This is a genomic window from Galbibacter kalidii (assembly GCF_026241135.1).
Taxonomy (GTDB): Bacteria; Bacteroidota; Bacteroidia; order Flavobacteriales; family Flavobacteriaceae; genus Galbibacter.
On record NZ_JAPFGA010000056.1, the window covers coordinates 1 to 1,966 of the forward strand.

Annotated in this window: 2 protein-coding genes; one reads left to right on the forward strand and one right to left on the reverse strand. The window is 34.7% G+C overall.

What is annotated here, in order from left to right:
* On the reverse strand, positions 1-208 hold a 208-nt coding region (locus OOZ15_RS19785; RefSeq protein WP_265958167.1), incomplete at its 3' end, for a transposase.
* Positions 209-1,308: 1,100 nt separating this feature from the next.
* On the opposite strand from OOZ15_RS19785, the gene OOZ15_RS19790 reads away from it, so the two are divergent.
* Positions 1,309-1,509: a hypothetical protein gene (locus OOZ15_RS19790; protein WP_265958168.1), complete on the forward strand. Its 201-nt coding sequence runs from the start codon at positions 1,309-1,311 to the stop codon at positions 1,507-1,509.
* The last annotated feature ends 457 nt before the right edge of the window (positions 1,510-1,966 follow it).

Genomic DNA, 1,966 nt, shown 5'->3' on the forward strand with positions numbered 1-1,966 from the left:
GGTGGTAAACAGTCTGCCAACTTGGTATATCCCCTTCAAAAAGGGATTTTACCGGTAAAAACCCCCACTGTACGCCGGTCTTTAACTTGTAAAGGATGGCATTGATGATTTCCTCTACCGAAAATTTGCTTGGAAAGCCTCTTTTACCCGTGGGGAGGTAAGGGGCAATTTCCGATTTTATGGTATCTTTGTCAGGTACTAAGTACATAAAGGGTTGGTTTTTGATATTTTTATGTTTGGTAACACAAATATCTTCAACCCTTTTTTATTCTTCAAAAAAGTTTAAATCACTTCATCATAAAAAAAATTATATCAAAATTAAAAAGTTAATAAAACGAAATGCTAACCGAATTAATTCAAACGGTAAAAAAACAGAAAACAAAATATAGTTGAATAGTTTAAAGCTTGAAAAACAACGAAATGGCAACAACGGTAACCAATTGCACAAGCCTATAATTAATAAAATATTGCCTTCCATAGTTGCCTTTTAAGGCAGTTTTGTTTTTGCAAGAAACTGTAAAGAGGTTGTTTGAGGTTGGGGGTGTAAGAAAGGGTAATAAAACGGAAAAGTGTTGTTATTCCGGAATTTTAAGGGATAAAAATGTATTTTAGTGTTTATATTAACGAGTTGGCAATAATTATGAAAAAACTACTACCAATATTAATTTCTTTGATTTTTATTCAATTATGTTATTCTCAAGAATCAATGCTTGAGAGTGATGATGCTATGAAGAAAACTATAAAAATGGTCAGGATTGTACATTTTCATTGGTTAAAGTGTAACCCTACCTAAAAATAAAACCCCAGATCAAAAAATGCTTCAGTTTATATTTTTTCAGAGCCTTGTCCTGGCAATACTATCGGTACTCCTTTTCAGGGGCTGGAAGGATTACAGAAACGACAAATCTTTGCACGGTAAGGTCAAAAACCAAAAATAAGGAGTAGGTCCGCAAGGGGTCTTTCCATCACCTTAACCCTATCTTGCGGGGCCATATTTATTCTTTCCATACTTGCTTTTACCACCTTTAAAAAACAATTATAACAAAAGGCTGACCTTTTATTACACAATTTAAATCTATTATAACGTATCGCTCTTTGTTGAAGAAAAACATCGGTATCTTTATCATAAGCAATTTATTATCATTTCATAATGAGTATGTTAATAATTAAGTATAGGTTATTAGCACATGGTAAATGGAAGCTGCACATAGGATTATGGGCGGCTTCTTTTGGTTCATGGTAGCATGGTGCTACCTGCAATCAAAAAGAGACCTATTATATTTTACGCACATAAAAACAAAAAGATCGATGGAGATAAGCCTACCCCGGATCAGTAAAACCCTATTTACCCTTTTTTGTTTCTTTAACATGGCCATAAGGGAAGTGGACAGAAAACATAGAGCAAGGCTTAACCTTATGGCCATAGGTTTCCCAAAAAACGGCCTTCCCATGTTTCATATCATCCTGCCCATGGCAGTAATGGCCTGTTGTACTTTTCCGGTTGTATAGTGTTCCCTTATCTATGTTTTTGTTTATTGCCCTTTGCTTAAACTTCAGTCCCCCCTGTTTCCCTATCAACCCCCAGGTTAAGCCCTAGATAAGCACATACACGTACTAAAACAGTGTTTTTTTATGTAAAAAATATCCGGACACTCTCAAATTGACTTACCTTCATCCGTTTTTTGTAAACCTGCCTGTCGACTAGGCAGGGCAATTTTCGAACCATTTTATACATGATTTGAGGAAATTAGCACTCAAAACAATAGGATAATCCTTCCTGATTTATTTAAACAATTTTTATTACAGACATAGGTTGTTCCAATAATATGCTTTCCAACCTTCCCCTAAAACGAATAATTATACCCAAAGGTTAGGGTGAGTTCATTAATGTTTCCGGTTGGGATGGATTTAAACGTTTGTATGGTATTTAGATTAAAGTTGTGCTTTTCTTTCCATGTATAATTGG